The 16,234-nt window shown below is 61.1% G+C and carries 9 protein-coding genes and 1 pseudogene; 5 read left to right on the top strand and 5 right to left on the bottom strand.

All coding sequences use genetic code 11. The features are described 5' to 3' along the window. On the top strand, positions 1–375 hold a 375-nt coding region (locus tag ACKVY0_RS25245; RefSeq protein WP_409217637.1), incomplete at its 5' end, for a DUF1553 domain-containing protein. A 30-nt stretch (positions 376–405) separates the two neighbouring features. Next, positions 406–1,839, top strand: a complete 1,434-nt coding sequence (locus ACKVY0_RS25240) for a DUF1501 domain-containing protein (RefSeq protein WP_409217636.1) — start codon at positions 406–408, stop codon at positions 1,837–1,839. A gap of 6 nt (positions 1,840–1,845) precedes the next feature. Here ACKVY0_RS25240 and ACKVY0_RS25235 read toward each other — a convergent pair whose 3' ends face one another. Beyond that, positions 1,846–8,148, bottom strand: coding sequence for an alpha-2-macroglobulin family protein (locus ACKVY0_RS25235; RefSeq protein WP_409217635.1), 6,303 nt, complete (start codon positions 8,146–8,148; stop codon positions 1,846–1,848). A 58-nt stretch (positions 8,149–8,206) separates the two neighbouring features. Here ACKVY0_RS25235 and ACKVY0_RS25230 point away from each other — a divergent pair. The 3 genes and pseudogenes from ACKVY0_RS25230 to ACKVY0_RS25220 form a co-directional block, all read left to right on the top strand. After that, positions 8,207–8,350: pseudogene (locus ACKVY0_RS25230) on the top strand (DUF1501 domain-containing protein); the annotation flags it as partial. Between the two features lie 99 nt (positions 8,351–8,449). Next, positions 8,450–11,212, top strand: coding sequence for a hypothetical protein (locus tag ACKVY0_RS25225; RefSeq protein WP_409217634.1), 2,763 nt, complete (start codon positions 8,450–8,452; stop codon positions 11,210–11,212). A 16-nt stretch (positions 11,213–11,228) separates the two neighbouring features. Continuing rightward, the gene (locus ACKVY0_RS25220; protein WP_409217633.1) at positions 11,229–13,970 is read left to right on the top strand and encodes a carboxypeptidase regulatory-like domain-containing protein; all 2,742 of its coding nucleotides are present in this window, start codon (positions 11,229–11,231) and stop codon (positions 13,968–13,970) included. 103 nt (positions 13,971–14,073) lie between these two features. Here ACKVY0_RS25220 and ACKVY0_RS25215 read toward each other — a convergent pair whose 3' ends face one another. The 4 genes from ACKVY0_RS25215 to ACKVY0_RS25200 are packed head-to-tail and all read right to left on the bottom strand — an operon-like array spanning position 14,074 to position 16,206. After that, complete coding sequence (locus ACKVY0_RS25215; protein ID WP_409217632.1) at positions 14,074–14,964, bottom strand: NAD(P)-dependent oxidoreductase; 891 nt, start codon at positions 14,962–14,964, stop codon at positions 14,074–14,076. 17 nt (positions 14,965–14,981) lie between these two features. Then, entirely contained in the window at positions 14,982–15,161 is a 180-nt protein-coding gene (locus tag ACKVY0_RS25210; protein ID WP_409217631.1) for a type II toxin-antitoxin system HicA family toxin, read from the bottom strand. Next, a complete protein-coding gene (locus ACKVY0_RS25205; protein ID WP_409217630.1) occupies positions 15,158–15,352 on the bottom strand; it encodes a type II toxin-antitoxin system HicB family antitoxin in 195 nt (64 codons plus the stop codon). The genes ACKVY0_RS25210 and ACKVY0_RS25205 overlap by 4 nt, the downstream gene beginning before the upstream one ends. 29 nt (positions 15,353–15,381) lie before the next feature. Next, complete coding sequence (locus tag ACKVY0_RS25200; RefSeq protein ID WP_409217629.1) at positions 15,382–16,206, bottom strand: MBL fold metallo-hydrolase; 825 nt, start codon at positions 16,204–16,206, stop codon at positions 15,382–15,384. Between the last annotated feature and the right edge of the window lie 28 nt (positions 16,207–16,234).

Genomic DNA, 16,234 nt, shown 5'->3' with positions numbered 1-16,234 from the left:
GATGGATCGAAGCGTCGCTCCATTTATTTGCCGGTACTGCGGGATCACCTGCCCGACGTGCTGGAGCAGTTCGATGTGGCGAACCCCAATCTCGTCACGGGCGACCGCGATGTGACGAACGTGCCGCTGCAGGCGCTGTATTTGCTGAACGGCCCGTTTGTGCAGGAGCAGGCCGTTGCGCTGGCGAAACGCATTCAATCATCGCCTGATCGCATCCAGCTCGCGTTTCAACTTTGCTTCAATCGAGTGCCGGACGCGACGGAAGTCGCGCTGGCGGGAAAATTCTTCAAAAGCGGCTCAGCGGACGACTTGAAGCTGCTGACAGTGTTCTGCCAGTCGTTGCTGGCGAGCGCGGAGTTTCGATTCATGGATTGAACCACTGACTGACACTGACTTCACACTGATATGAACCCAAACAGCTCTCTTATTAGTGCCAGTCAGTGTCAGTCAGTGGTTCCTGTTTCACGACGCGAGATGCTGACGACGATGTCGTCTGGCATCGGCTGGCTGGCTTTTTCAGCTCTGGCGCAGGCCAAGAGCGGTTTGGCATCAAAGGAGCCGCATTTCGCCGCACGGGCGAAGCGCGTGATCTTCCTCACGATGCGCGGCGGGCCGTCGCATGTGGATTTGTTTGATCACAAGCCGGAGCTGATCAAACGCGACGGTAAAACAGCATCGTTGGGCCGTGATTCGGCGGGAGCGAAGCTGTTTGGGCCGGTGCATCCGCTGCAGCAGTTCGGGAAGTCGGGACAGTGGATGACGACGCTGTATCCGAAGCTGGCGCAGCACGCGGATGAGCTGTGCATCATCAATTCGATGCACACGGACCTGCCGAATCATGCGCAGGCCTTCGGGCAGATGCACACGGGCAGTTTTCAGTTCGTGCGGCCTTCGATTGGCGCATGGACGCTGTATGGACTCGGCACGGAGAATGAGAACCTGCCAGGTTTCATCACGCTGAATCCACCGGCGGACAATGGCGGTGCGCAAAATTACGGCAGCGCGTTTTTGCCGGCGATCTGTCAGGGTACGCGCATCGGTGGGGCGCAGTTGCCGGAGCTTTATGCGGCGCTGTTGAAGAAGGACGTGGCTCCGGGGCCGCCGATGAAAAACATCGTGCCGGGCGTGGATCGCGACCTTCAACGGGCGCAGATCGACCTCATTCGCGGATTGAACGAGCGCAAGATGGAGCGCGATGGCGCGCATCCTGAGATCGAAGGCGCGATCGAGTCCTTTGAGCTCGCGTTTCGCATGCAGAGCGAGATTCCTGAGGTGCTAGACCTGCGCAGCGAGCCGGAGCACATCTTGAAGCTCTACGGCATCGGCCAGGGGAAGGATCAATTCGCGCGGCAGTGCCTTCTCGCACGCCGCATGGCCGAAGCAGGCGTGCGCTTCATCGAAATCGCCTCTCCAGGCCACTGGGATCATCACAACCGCCTGCGTGAATTGCTGGCGACGAACTGTGCGGCCACGGATCAGCCCATCGCAGCGCTGCTCACCGATTTGAAGACACGCGGCATGCTCAAGGACACGCTCGTCGTGTGGGCCGGTGAGTTTGGCCGTACGCCGTATGCGCAAAGCGGCGATGGGCGCGATCACAATCACAAAGGCTACTCGATCTGGATGGCCGGTGGCGGTGTGAAGGGCGGACTGACGTATGGAGCGACGGATGAAGTGGGCCACAAGGCCGCGTTGGACCCCATGCACGTCCACGACTGGCACGCCACGATCCTGCACCTGCTCGGTCTTGATCACACCAAACTGACCTATTCGTATGGCGGCCGGAATTTTCGTCTGACGAACGTCAGTGGCGAGGTGGCAAAGGGGATTCTGGCGTGATGCCGATCACTTTACATGCATGACCTGACTGCCGCTGGTCGCATGAAATGAGGGTGAGTACATCGCGGTGATGGATGCGGGCGGCAGCATGAAGGAGCCGGAATTCTCCACGCGGGTAAGGATGCGAAGTATGTGAGTTCCATGGTTCAGGTGTTCCATGAAGCTGCAAACACGGTCATCGCGGACTTCCTGATAGCCATAGAGGTCATCCTGACGTTCCCAGCCGCTAAGTGAGTGAACCGGATGTAGTGCAGCAGGCAGAGGGGATTCAAGCAGCAGGTATTCGAGCGGCTGCCCGGATTCGAAGCGGCATTCCAGCTCAATCATGTCGCCCGGCTTAAGCGGAGTGTCTTCGGTCACGAGTTCGCGCCGGATTTCATGCTGACTCCATCCGTAGGATTGATACGATGTCTGGGCGGCTTGAACGGATGCCGGATCGACACGCCAGAGGCGGCGGGTGAGCTTCAACGCGCTGACTGGAGCTGCTACAGGCGGGCCAAAATGCTGCAAACCGGCAGTGGCGGACAGCGAGCCGCCTCCCGCGAGGCGAAGAGTCAAAGTGTGCTTGCCGACGGCGAGATCGGACGCATCGAAAACCATGTTGGGAACCGCGGCGAGTGTTGAATCACGTTGGAGTTCAAGCTGATGCCGTTGTTTGCCATCCAGCAGCACTTGCACGGTTTGATGCTTCTCCATTTCGCCGGTGGCGAGTGCATAGGCGGCGAGCGCTTCGATGCTGGCGGCGGTGTCGCGGGTGGAGTTCCAGAAGCGGCCCTGGCTGCGGCGGGTGATCAAGTTGCGCGCGACATCGGCGGTGAGAGTGCTGGCGGGTTCGACGAGGAGGAGCAGGCGCAGGAAGGCGGCCTGGGTTTCGATGAAATCCTGCTGCCATGTGCCGTTGCTGCTGGTGTCGATCCAGGCGAGGCGTGTGGCTGCATCAATCTTGACCTTGTCTTTGAGCAAGCGGAGTAGCAGATCGCGGTCGCTGTTTTCGCCGAGCTGATGGCAGGCCATGGCGAGACGGGCGAGGCTGATGGAGGCGAGATGATCGCGTCCTTCGATGAGGTGCCGCCGCATTGAGGCGGCGGGCTGGGCTTTGCGGAAGCTGTCGTTGTCGCGCAACGATTGAAGTTTGTCGGTGTCATTGGATTTGGAGGGCGGCTCCAGTGATTCGACGAGTGTGGCATGAACCAGCACGTCGAGATCATTGCCGAGGTGTTTTTCCTTGAGGCCGTAGTAGGCGGGATCGGTGACACAGCGCAGTTGCTTTTCCTCGTGCTTTTGCAGCGCGGTGAAACCGGCGGTGAGAGCGTTGTTGTCCACTTGAAGACCGCTGAGGCGGGCCTGGAGGAAGCCATGCACGATGAGCGCTGTGAGCTGCGCATTGCTGCGCACGCTCCCGCCGAACCATGCCCAGCCGCCTGCGGAACCATCGCCGTGTTGATCACGCACGGCCATGCTGGCGAGACGTTGGAGACCGACGCTCGCCATGACCTGGACTTTTTCGGCATCGAAGAGGCTGGCCTGGTTCCAGCGCGGCAGTTGTTCATCGCGCTGCCAGCGTTGCAGATGCTCCGGCAGTTTCATGATGGTGCGTTTGGCCCCGGCTTCCAGCGCGGCTTGGTGCAGCGCTTTCATGTCGAGCTTGAGTGCCGCAACGGTGCGGTGCGCGATGAGCGTGGGCAAAAAGCGGTTCAGCGTCTGCTCGGCGCAGCCATGCGGATATTCAGCGAGGTAGGGCAGTGCATCGACGATGACGGCCAGCACACTTGGCGTGAGACGAACTTCGAGACGAGTGCTGTCAGGGCGATCATTCGCTGGAACGATGAACTCCAGAACGCGTTCGCTCTGCTCAGGTGCCACGGAGATGTCCCAGCTTTCAAGCTGTGCGGTGTGCGCCAGCCGCACGGGCAGGGTGATTTCGGTGGCATCGCTGGCGTTGTCACACGCGACCTTGATGCGGATTGTGCAGGTTCCCTCATGCGCGGCTTTGACGTGCCAGGTGAGCTGCGCCCCGCCGTTGGTGTCCAGCGTGGTGTTTTGTGCCGGTGCATCGAGCAAGGTGGCGGCGTCGCCCTGCCATTCGATCACCGCCTGCAGGGGGCGATTTTTTTGCTCCGCATGTACAATGCTCGCAGTCAACGCCGCCTCGTCACCAGCGATCAGGAAACGTGGAGCGGCGATGCGCAGTTCCAGCGGTTTGCTAACGCGGAGATCGTGCGCTGCCTGACCGACTTCGGTTTTGGGGCCAACCGCCCAGGCTTTTAGCGACCAGGTGGTGAGATTGTCCGGCAGCGTGAACTCAACGATGGCTTCACCACGCTCATCTGTACGGAGATCAGGCTCCCAGGCGATGCTATCGCGCTGGTTTTGCCGAACGCGGGTTTGCTTCAGCAGATTGGCAAACGAGGCGGGCATCGCCGCGACCGCTGTGCCTGCGGGCGGGATGGAGCTTGGGTCGCTGCCGACATCCGCGAATGCGCCAGCGCGGTCATCCTCCTGACACCATGGGTAGTATTCATCCCAATTGGAGGACACCATCCCGGGGAAGTCATAATCCACCAACCCGTTTTGTTCAGCCGTGTCGGTGATGAGCTGCCGGTGCAATCTCTTCCAGCCCCAGAAAAATTTGCGGATGTCCGGCTGCTCTGGGTAATAACGACCTGACTGGTGCGCCAGGGCATCCAGAGTCTTGTCGTAAGCGGTGAAGGCCACGTTGGCTTGCAGAGGCGAACCATCGTGACGGGCGGTGATGATTTTTACGCGGCATTTGTCACCGGGATGGTAGTTAGGCCTGTCTGTTTCCATCCGGACGCTGGCGATGAACTGCTTCGGCGGAACGAAGACCTGCCTGCTCACGTTGAAGACGCGGCCATCGGCAACGGTGGCGGCTTGTACAAAGAAGTTGGGCTGATCCTTAGCGGAGACGGCCATGCGGTGTACCGCATGATGCCCTTGCAGCCGCACATGCACGGGATCGGGATACACACCATTTTTCACGCGGATGAAGAGCCAAACATCGGCGTCCGCATGACGACTGGTGATCAGCAGTTCGGCGTCTTCTCCTGGAGCATGCTCGCGGTTACGCAATTGTAGATCGAGTGCTGCGGTGTCGGCGGGAACGTTGAGTGATTTACCTTCATCGAGCACGGCAATGTCACGCCGGGTGCTGGTGGTCTGTCCATCAGGCAGCACGGCATCCACTTGCAGACGATGCAGACCGAACTGCGGGAGATCGAGAGCGAGATCACACTGGCCGCCGGTCATTGCCGGAAAAGCCAGACTAGAAACAGCACCATCAGGTGCGGTGTGGCGTAAGGTGGCAGTCACGGGTGCCGGGCTGCCGTCCGTGTTGAAGCTGCGCAGGGTGAGCCTGCTCCGTGCTCCCGCGTGATAAAAGCCGTGGTCGGTATCGAGGATCAGCGTGCATGGCTGCGCCGTGACTATGTGCGAGGCTATCAGTGCCGTCACTCTTTGCGTATCGTCGATGACCCAGGCGTCGAGAGTGTATTTAACGGCCGCATTGCCGCTGGTCAGCATCGTGCCAAGAGTGTCCACCGGAATGTGCGCCGTGCCATCTGCGCGTAGAGGAATGGCGCCGCTCGTCATCTCCGTGCCTTGAGAATCGCCCCAGCCTGTCCCTTCTTTCCAGTAAGCCTCGGGCCAGGCGTGGCCGTTGCCATAAAGCCAGTCCCACTCTGTGGCAGGGCAGGCTGGTTTTGGACTTGCGCCTCCTAGCGCAAAACGTTTGATGTGATAGCGCACCCTTCCGCCGATGAGCGGCGCACCGGAGTAATAGCGGGCATTGATTTGAAACTCGAATTTTCCGCCTGCCGCAACTGAAGGTGATTTCACTGATGCCTCGGCCAGAAACTCAGGCTTCCGAAACTCTTCCACCGGGAATACTTCGATTTGCGAATCGATGGAGAGATGGTGTGCGCCCAGAATACCACCGTCGGGCAGGCGCAGCGTGCCGTGCGCAGCACCGCCGGCATCCAGCGCCACTGTTTGCTTCCCCAGGGGGGAGTTGGATTCGTATGGCTCGCCTTGGTGAAGGGCAACGTTCGTAACACCGCCGGCTTTACGCACCGTCTCGTCTTGCAAGGCGGCATTACGGTGCCGCAGCCATGTCTTCCAACGAACTTCCTGACCGGGATGATAGGCTGGTTGGTCGATGATTGAAAACTGACGCGCCGAGCCGGGGCTGTCCGGCAGCATGTCATTCATTGCAGGGTCGTAACCGGTGTAGCGGCGATAATCCTCGCCCAGCACATGCAACCGGCCGTGTGTGTCTTCCACACGAAACAGCCAGTGATGACTGTCCGGAAGGTCTGCCTCGGCGATTACGAGGCTGCCGTGCTCGTCCGCTTGGTGTTCGATCCGGATGAAGGGGACGTCTTTGGCCTCGGGCTCAGACCGCCAGGGACGGCCACCGCTGATGATCAAACGCGCCCCGGGCACGGGTCTGCCCGTGGCGGCCTCCAGTATGAGGTAGCGGGTGAGTCGTCTGGGTTCCTGCCAGGCACCACCAAAGGGATCGCGGGTCATCGCCGGAACGACGATTTCGACCTTCGGAACGGTCGCAGGCTTTTCGCCAGGAACTGGCGGAGGACCGAATGGATCGCTGCCAAGCGCAGGCGCAGGGCTGCTGGAGGGCGCTGCTGGACCTGGCGGCGGCGGCACAGGCAGTAGCTGCGGAATCTTCAACACCACAAGCTCATCCAGCCACAGCAGCGTCTGGTCGGGCTTTTTCGTGCCCGCGTCGCAGGTGATGAGCCAGACGCCTGCGTTGCTGAGGGGCGCGGTGATCTCATTAACTTGATCCCAGTGATGTGGCGCGGGCGTGATCTTCGCCGTCCAGCGCACCGGCTTTCCCATCAGCCATTGCGCGGCGTCCTTGCCCGTGAGGCGCATGTGCAACCCCTCGATCGCACGCCATTTCCATTCGTCTTTCTTGCCCTCCTGCTGCTTCTCGCTCTGCCGCATGTGTCGTTCGATGTCCGTGATGATTTTGCGCATGTCCACCGCCTGCGCGGTGAACTTCACACGGGTAACGTTGCGGGACATGACGCGCAGCTTTGCGGGTGTTCCGGCGACCTGCGGTCCTGATGAACTGAAACTCAGTTGAGGTGACTCGATCCAGGAGGGGCCTTCACTCGCCGCCGCTTTCTTGGCTTGATTTCGCGGAAGCTGCCGCAGAAACGCGAGAGTCCGGTCATGCTGCCAGCGCGCACTCCATTCCATCGCCAGCAGTGTCGTTATCGATTCGCGGGTTGCTTCATCCAAGCCTTCGTCCAGCGCGGCTGTTTTGAGATGAGCCATGAAGGAAAAGTCTGGTGGCAGCCGCAACCTCCGCAAGCTGCCACCGACGATGATGACCGTTTCATTGTCATCCAGAGTATGTAGCGCCAGTTCAGGCTTTTCTGGCACAGGTTGTTGGCCGACGATGGGAGACTCACCGCTCAACCCCGGCAGGACACGAGCGGTGAACACACCTGCCATCACCCGGGCAGTCAGCATCGAGGCCGTGGTGCGGTGCCTGCCACCCAGCGCGTCAAGCTGCGCCAGCGCCCAGCGCCAGCGTTCTCCGTCAGACTTCGCCGCTTCAAAAGTGGCTGGGGTGATTAAGAACCAGACGGTGGGATCATCCCCAACGCCGGGGGACGGCCATGAAGAACCTCCTTGCGACTGCATGATTGCCGGCTCCGTGTTCAAATCTGTCAGCCGCAGCAGGCCTGTGTTCGGGTAAAGGGACCAGTGCTCATCGTTGAGAAACCGGCTGCACAGCAATTGGGCGAGTGTCTCAAGCATCTGCGCACGCAGTTTCATGTCCGCGTTTGCGGTCAGCGTATTGCGAACGGCGAGCACCAGCTTCAGTGCGTGCCAGCGGTTTTTCTCATAGGCGCTGGCAGGTGGTGATTCACCGCTGAAGTTATTGCCGCGTACGAAGCGGTCATCCCTCATGTGGCCGATGTAAACGTCGTTATGCACCAGCATCAGCGCCACCTCCAGTCCAACAGCGGGACGTTCGATCAAATGCGGTCGGAAATCTTTCAGCAGCCTCTCCACATCCGTTTGTGGGTCGCTTATAAGCCAGTAAAACAGCTTCACCACCGCTTGGTCGGACCATGCTTGCATTTTTCCCAAATGGGCGCGAGCGAGCGCGGGGATGCCTTCACGCTGATTGCTTTTGATCAACTGCTGGATGTCGGCGGGCAGGGCGGCATCCTGCATCCACCATTCGCTGGCAGCCTGGACACGGCAGGCGAGCAGCAGAACCAGAACGACCAGCAAAGGAGTGTTTTTCATGAATGAATGCATGCTGCACAAAAGCCGACTGTCCGCCAAGATCAAAGTGTCCGAACTAAACCCGATGTACATCCACGACTGGCACGCGACGGTCCTGCACCTGCTCGGGCTTGATCACACCAAGCTCACCTATTCGTATGGCGGCCGGAATTTCAGGCTGACGAATGTGAGCGGTGAGGTGGCGCAGAAGATTTTGGCATAAGATTGGGATTGCGCCGCTGCGAGGCGGAGAGGTAGTATCCATCCGATTCAACGCGGGCTGGTCTGCGTGGATGCTGGTGGACTCAAACCTGTAAATGTCATGCGCGACAGTTCCTCTGATGATCCTGCATCTTCTGCCAAGCCACCGTCCCGATGGGGAAACATTTTCATCGGCTTGCTGCTGGGTGGCGTGATCGGTGCCGGGGCGTTGTATGTGACGAAGGTGGATCCCACGCTGCTTGCCAAGGTGACATCGCCATCCGCATCACCTGCTATCGCTGCTGCGGGTGAGGAAGTGGAGGTGCCGGTGAAGCATGAAGGGCTGCCACGCACGCCGTTTGAAATGGGGAACCTGCCTGCGGATGAGGTAGTGGATTCGATCAAGATCACGCTCGGTGTCGGCACGGAGGGCGCGGCGTTGAGCGAACCGGTCGATGTGCATCTCGGGCTTGGCTTTCCGCTGCGGCTGTATCCGCTCGGCGGGATGAGGCGTGAGCCGTCGTTTGCGGCGTTTCCGCACCGGTCATCGCTCGCAGGCATGGTGACGGCGATTCAGCCGGGGCAGATGGCGACGTTTGAGTTTTCGGCGAAGGCGGGCGATGCCGGGAGCGATGCGCTGCGCACTTCGCAGCAGCTTTTGACCGGCGTGAAGTGCGGCGATTTGCAGAGCATTGGTTTTGCCTCGCAGGGACGCACGGACTGGGTGCTGGCGGGCTATCGCATTGAGGTGAACGGCAAGCTGTTCGCCGCGAACGGTCTCGTGGATGTGCATGCGCAGGAGAAGCTGGCCGCCAGCCGTGCGAGCCTCATGAAGATCCTGCCGGAGTATGAGGCGAAGACAAAAAAGACGACGCTGAGCGAGGATGAGAAGGCGGCGCTAAAGACCGAGCACGCGCTGGTGCGCGCCTTGAGCGGACGTGTCGTGGGAGCGACGCCTTGGCATGAGGAGTCGGATGAGAAATTCCAAACCACCCCTGTCGCGGGCACGCTGGTGGAAAACCTGCGCATCACGCTCACTGGCGGCAGCGGGCCGCAGCAGGGCACGCGGAATCCGGTGTACCTCCAGGCCGGGGCGCGCAAGTTTCTGCTTTCGTCTGAAGCTGCGCCGTTGGCCGATGAGGCGAAGCCGCAAATGTTTGAGCTGGCCGGTTTTGAGCTTGCGCTCAATCCGCTGACCAAAGAATCACTGGCAGCGCCGGGCGTCGGTGTCATCGGCAGTGGTGCGCCGACGAATAAGATTCCTGATCGGGCGCAGCTTCAGCGCGTGCTGCTCGAAGTGGATGGACAGGCGGTGTATGACAGTGAGAAGCAGCCGGACGATCACAAGACGCTGCCGGCATTGTGGCTCACCCCTGCGGCGCATTTCGATGAAGCGGGTGATCTGGTGCGCACGACGGCGACAGCCAGCGAGGTGCCGGTGTGGATGTCGGGCATGAAGCCCACGGGAACGGTGATCGCGCAGTTGCCGCCGGAGCCGCCCAAGCTGCCACCTCTGATCACTGGGCCGCAGATTCCGCCATTGCCACCGCCGCCCTTGCTGCCACCGGATCGCACCATTTTGCCAGGAGGATTGCCGCCGCCGGGCGGTGGCATTTTGCTGCCGCTGCTGAATGCGCTGGCGCAGTTGCTCTTCCCGCTGCCGCCGCCCGCCGCACCGCTGATCAGCGGCGTGCGCATCGCGCCGACGACACCGATCGTGTGTGATGGCGATGCAGTGACCGTGAACTGGAGTGTGGGGGGCAACACGTCGCAGATCACTTCGTGGCGCGTCGATTTGTTCGCCGTGCTGCCGCACAAAGCCGCGCCAGTGCTGATCACGCCGATGGCGACGAATATCGGTGGTTTTCCTGGAGCCACGAGTGTCGTGATGCCGCCGATCAACCGCGCCGCAGTGGCCGCGCTGCTGATCCCGGCGTCGGCGGAGTCCGCCTATTTGTATGTGCAGCCGCGTGTCACCGCGCTCGGAGTCGCGGGCAATGTGCTCACGGCGGCGAATGGTTCGATCCTGCCGCTGTTCCCGGCGGGTACGCCGCCGCCGAACGTGCTGCTCGGTCTGCGTCGTGGGCCGATCCTGCCCCCTCTGCCGCCCGTCCCGCCGCCCATCATCGTACATGCTCCCGCGCCGAGTTTTCAGGTCAGACCGGCGCTGCTCCCACCCTTTCTGCCTTGGGCCAACATGCCGCTGGCCGATCCGCTGCTCGTGCGCAATGCGTGGAGGCTCACTGCGGAGCACGGCAGTCATTTTGGCCTGCTGTTTGCCAGTCATGAGAGCATCCCTGGCGCGACCACGCTCCCCGCATGGAGCACGGCGGTGCGGCCCACGGGAAATGGTGTGGAGCAGATCACCTTCCGCTGCGAGGGGCTGGTGCCCGCGCCGGCGGTGTTGCCAGGCATGCGCGTCATTGCCCACGTCGGCTTCGTCGGCGGCTCCTCTCCCGCGACGACGGGCTCGGTGCGCGCGCTGGTGGAACTCAGCAACGGGCCGATCCGTCGCAACGCCGCCGGCGGTGTCTCAGGCGCAGGCGCACAGCCCTTTTTCACGCTGCAAACGGGCACACCGCTGCCGCTGGCCAAAAACACGCCGCTCGTGCTCATCGACATGCCGCTGCGATTCGCCGGAGCCATGGACGCGGGCAACTTCGCCAACTATCCGCTCGATCCGCTGAACACCGCCGCCTACGCGCCACCGGGACTGCCGGCGGCGTGGAACGCGGCATCCTTCGGTTTCAATCCTGTGCTCTACGGCCCCCAGCGCGCCACGGGCACCATGTACGTCACCATCACGTTCAGAATCACCCTCACCTCCACCGATGCCACCGATGCTGTCGGCGTGATTGGCGTGCGCGTGGTTCCCGGCCCCTGACGAAACACCCCGCGCCATGAAAACGCTCTTGTCTTTTTTCACCCTCTTGTGCGTCACCCTTTCGACCGCCGCTGATGGCGGCGTGCATGGCCGGGTTTACGGCCAGGATGAGAAGGGGGATAATCTCGGCCCGCTTGCCGGAGCGCGGATCGAGTTGAAAAGCGAGACCGGCGGTACTGCGGCGACCGTGACGACAAACATCTACGGCTACTACCAGATCGCCACGCTCGCGGCCGGTGCGTATCGCTACAAGGTCGCCGCCGCCGGTTTTCGTGATGAAGACGAGCAGCGCGGCTTCGCCATGCCGCAGGACACGCGTGAGTATGTGCATGATTTTCTGCTCACGCGCGAACGGAAGCTCGGCAGTGGCCCTGCGCAGTCCAATGTGGTGCAGCCTGCCGTGCATGGCCGGGTGTATGGCCAGGATGAGAAGGGTGAAAACCTTGGGCCGTTGCCGGGAGCGAAGATTGAACTGCTGTCCGGCCAGGGCGGCACCGTGGTGGCGACTGCCACGGCGAATTCGCCCGGTGGCTATTACGAGATCAAAAACCTGTCGCCCGCCGATTATGCCTATCGCGTGAGCGCCGCCGGATTTCAGACGGAGGATGCAGGGCGCGGCTTCATGGTGCCGAAGGGCACGCTTGAATACGTGCATGACTTCCTTTTGTCGAAAACGCCGCCGAAGCGCGACCGCTGCGATCTCGCGATCCTCGTGGTGAAACGCATCAGCACCGGCAACAACCGTGCCAACGATGCGCGGCTGCCAGTGGCGAATGCCAAACTGATTCTCCAGCCCACAGGCAATCTGCTCACGCCGATCAATCAACCATTCGTGACCGACGCGAAGGGTGAATACATGGCGAAGCTGCTCGGGGAAGGGGATTACACCGTCGCCATCGACGCGCCAGAGTGCGAGCCGTTCACCGGGCCGCTCAAGGTCGTGTGCGACAAGGATGGCGAGGTCATCTTTGAACTGCAACCCTGCAACGAACTGCTGCACGGATATGTGCGCGCAATGCTGACCGACGGCTGGGGCAACTCTGCGTCGGCGAAGGCCGCAGCGGATCGCGCTTATCAACGGGCCTTGAAGGCCGATGACAAAGGCGACTGCAGCGTCAACTATGCCAGTGCTCTCGCACAGATCAGCGCCGGCGACTACAACGCGGCACAGCAGAATCTGGCGGCGGCGATTGGCAAGAAGCAGGATGGCACTGTATGGGATCGTGCGTGTGAGGCGCGGCTGTGGATGAACCTCTGCTTGCATCAGCCTGCGCAGGCGCTGCGGGAAATTCGTTCGCTGGTGCAGAATCATTATGCCACCAGAGCTGTCACGCCAGCCGCGAAGGACACTGCGCACGTGTGCGGCATCGCTCTCGGCTTGTTCAAAGGTCCGTGGAAAGATCAGATCGGCGCGGGTGACGCCGTGCTGCTGGAGGGCGAACTGCTCTCCGCGCTCAAGGGTGAATTGAAGACCGAGTGCGCGAGGGCCCGCGATCATGTGGCCGTGGAATACGGCAAACTCAAATCCGCCGAAGATGCGGCACGAAACGCTCTAATGGTGGGGGTCACAGAGAATCGAAACGCCGAAGTCGCACGCATGGCGGAGCGCCAGACGATGATCAGCAGAGACGTGGCTGCGCTTGATGCAGACATCCAGACGCTGCAGGCCACGGTGAACGCGGCAGATCAGAATTATCGCATCCAGGCTACCGGTTTCATGCAGCAGCGGCAGCAGAATGCCTTGCAGCTCGCGCCGATGCAGGCGCGCATGCAGCAGATCTCTGCCTGCATGGCGCAGGACCAGGTGAATCTGCAGGGCGCACAGCAGCCGATGCAGCAGACACCGACGCTGCAGCCCGGCATGCGTCCGGGCATGATGCAGCCAGGCATGGGCGGACAGGCCATCTTGGCGGAGATTCAGCAGCATCAGATCGAGCTTCAGCAGCTTCAGGCACAGATGGTCGTCATCCAGAACCAGGATGCGCAGATGGCCGCGCAGATCGTGAACCTGCAAAACCAGTACAACGCCAGCGTCGGCACCGCGCAGGCCAGCCTGAACACCAAATTGCGTCAGCGTGAGGTGATGGCGAACGAGTTCGACACGCTCGACCGCCAGCGCACCGCGCCATTTGACCCCGCCGCGTTCAGCACGCCGGAGATCGACGACCTCGTGCGCCGTGAGAACGCGCTCAAGACTTACGACGACCTGCCACTGGAGCCGCGCCGCGAAGAACTGCTCGATCAATTCGACTGCGGCGCTGCCAAGGAGGCGAAACGGCCCGCGAACACGGTGATGCCAATCGCGATCAACGAGCCGGCTTTCACCGTGAAACGTCCGGCTGCAACATTCCCCGCCGCGACTCCGACATCATCGCGTCCTTTGCCAGCCTTGGCTCCGCTCACGCCAGCGCCTGCTCCTGACATGCGGCAAGCCACGCCGACTCCGCAAAATCCCGGCATGCCTCCGCTCAAACCCCTGCCTGCTTCTGCCATGGCGGTCAAACCTCCACCGAACCTCGGAGATCCTGCCGAAGTCGTCGTCACCAACAATCACACCGGTGCAGTGCGCATCTTCGGCCTCGCACCAGGAGCAGAGAATCAGGTGTTCGTGCGCTCACTGCAATCTGGCGAGGAGGCGATGATTCCCGCCAAGATCGGTCAAACCTTCATCATCAAAGCCACCACCGGCGGCCAGGAACTGCAACGCCACACGATTGGCAAGAAGCTCGAAGTGCTGAAGCTGGGCGGCGCGAGGTGAGAAGATCCGGAGGTCAGGCTTCCAGCCTGACACTGGACCGAGGCTTCCAGCCTTTGGCCGCCGATCAAGGCGGGACGCCCCAAGCTGCAAACAGGTCAGAGGCCTATCCTCCAGCATGCCGTCCCTTGAACGTCAACTCCGCGACACCGCTCTTGTCGAGACCACCGAGCCCGAGCGCGACCATCTTGTCGTACTGAGCCTTGGTGGCGTCGTTAAGCGGCAGATTCAGGCCCACGGTCTTCGCCACATCGGCAGCGATGCCGCTGTCTTTGGCGGCGTGTTCGGCGGAGAACCAGCAGTCGTGCTCGCGGGCTACCATGTCGCCGCCGTCAGTTTCCAGCACGCGGGAGTTGGCACCGGTCTGGCTGAAGACCTCGCGGATCAGGTTTAAATTGTGACCGAGGGCCGCGGCGAGGCCGAGACCTTCGGCGAGACCGGCGGTGTTGATGTTCATGACCATGTTCACCAGCGCTTTGACTTCGGCGGCACGGCCTGGGCCACCGATGAAGCGGCGGTTGACGCTCATCTGCTCGATCATCGGACTCACCCGAGCATAGACAGCTTCATCACCGGCCAGCATGAGGTAGAGCTTGCCTTCGCGTGCATGGCTGATGCTGGAGGCCATGCAGGCTTCGAGACTGTGCGCACCGGCTTTTTCAGCGGCGGCATAGACCTCGCGATGGATCGCGGGGGAAAGCGTGGCGCAGTTGATGAAGACCTTGCCCTTGGCGTTCAAGAGCAGGCTATCGCCACTGCCGAAGAAAATGCCGCGCATCGAAGCGTCATTGGTCACGACGGTGAAAATGACATCAGCGGCGGCGGTGACATCAGCGAGCTTCGTGCATGCCTTGCAGCCGAGTTCGGTGGCGAGATCAGCGGCAGCCTGGGTGTTCACATCAAGCACAGCGGTGACGCTGTAGCCGACTTCTTTGAGGCGACGGGCCATGTTGGCCCCCATTTTGCCGACTCCGACGAATGCAACGGTTTGGGACATGAGGATGGTGAGGTGGATTATTTGTTGGAGAGTTTGCGGATGATATGTCGGGAGAGGTTTTCGTTGATCTCACGATGCCTTGGGACGGGCTGGGCGATTTTGGTGGCTGGATTTTGATACCAGTCGTGCTTGCCACCGTGACGGATGAAGACACAACCGAGTTCCTCGACGGCCTTGATCAAATCACGATGCTTCATGCCGCCGCCAGTTCGAGTTCTGCGTGATGCCTGACCGCCGGGATTGCACCGCTGGTCAGATCGCGTTGCAGATCGGCCAGATGAGCTTTCAAATCGTCCAAGGATTGGCCCTGGGTCACATAGTCAGGGAATTCATCGAGATGGCCCAGCCAGTCGTTGCCATCCTGCCAGTAGGTGAATGCGATTTTCATCGTGGTGCGTGGGTTGAAGTTGGAACTCGTTATTTATACTCAGGGTAGAACGGATTGTGGGCTTTTTCTTCTCCGACGGTTGTCAGCGGTCCGTGGCCGGGGCAGATCACAGTATTGTCGGACAACGTGAAGATTTCTTTGCGGTTTGTGGCAAGCGCATCGGCATACGAAACCATGCCGCCACCCATGCTGGAGGCGAATAGAGCATCGCCGACGATGGCGACGGGTTTGGAGAGACCGCTGACGACATAGGTGATGCCGCCCTTCGAGTGGCCCCAGGTGCTGCGGGGTTCGATCTTCAGGCCACCGCTCTCCCATGAATGCGTTGCGCCCAGTTCAAAGGTTTTGGCACCGGCGCAGGCTTCACGGGCATTCACGAAGGTGGTCACGGCACCGTCAGCAGACAGCTTCGCGAGGTCCATGATGTGATCGGGATGCGTGTGCGTGAGGAAGATGAGGCTGAGATTGAGGCCGTGCTGCTGGATGAAGTCGATCATCGGCCCCGCATCGGCTCCGGTGTCAAAGGCGACGGCGTTCTTTGTTTCGGCGTCCCAGATGAGGTAGGCGTTCACCGTCATGTCATGATAGACCGTGTTGAACTGCGCCAGGCCTAGCAGGCTGAGGTCTGTGGGCTTCCAGGCATAGTGTGCCATCGTGACGAGCGAGGGGCCGTGCAGATTCAGATACGGAGCAATCTTGAGCAGCACTGCATCGTCCACGGCACCAGATTTCGCCGCCGCAACGGCTGCGGCAGTGACGCCGGCCTTGGTGGCCAGATCGGCATCGCTAATTCCAAGGCCGCGCATGGACTTGGCGATGACATCATTGAACAGGTCTTCGAGAGGAATTGACATGGGCGGCGATTCAATGCGGTCTGGCGGC

It is taken from the genome of Prosthecobacter sp. (genome assembly GCF_046154365.1).
GTDB lineage: Bacteria > Verrucomicrobiota > Verrucomicrobiia > Verrucomicrobiales > Verrucomicrobiaceae > Prosthecobacter.
This window is presented reverse-complemented; position numbering and strand designations above follow the sequence as displayed.